Consider the following 371-nt stretch of genomic DNA (forward strand, 5'->3'; position numbering starts at 1 on the left):
GTGTTCCAGGTTCGTACGGTTCCGTCGCGGGAGGCGCTGGCCAGCCAGGAGCCGTCCGAGGAGATCGCCACTCCCCTCACTCCGCCGGTGTGGCCGGTGAGGGTGGCTCGTGGGGTGCCGTCGGTGTTCCAGGTTCGTACGGTCCCGTCCTGGGAGGCGCTGGCCAGCCAGGAGTTGTCCGAGGAGATCGCCACCGCGTTCACCCAGTCGGTGTGGCCGGTGAGGGTGGCGTGTGGGATGCCGTCGGCGTTCCAGATCCGCACCGTCCTGTCGTCGGAGGCGCTGGCCAGCCAGGAGTTGTCCGAGGAGATCGCCACCGCGTTCACCCAGTCGGTGTGGCCGGTGAGGGTGGCGTGTGGGATGCCGTCGGC

The 371-nt window shown here is 69.8% G+C and carries 1 pseudogene; it reads right to left on the minus strand.

The features are described 5' to 3' along the window. Window positions 1-371: pseudogene (locus tag ABZ463_RS37490) on the minus strand (serine/threonine protein kinase); the annotation flags it as partial.

The sequence above is a fragment of the Streptosporangium sp. NPDC020145 genome (assembly GCF_040631275.1).
GTDB lineage: Bacteria > Actinomycetota > Actinomycetes > Streptosporangiales > Streptosporangiaceae > Streptosporangium.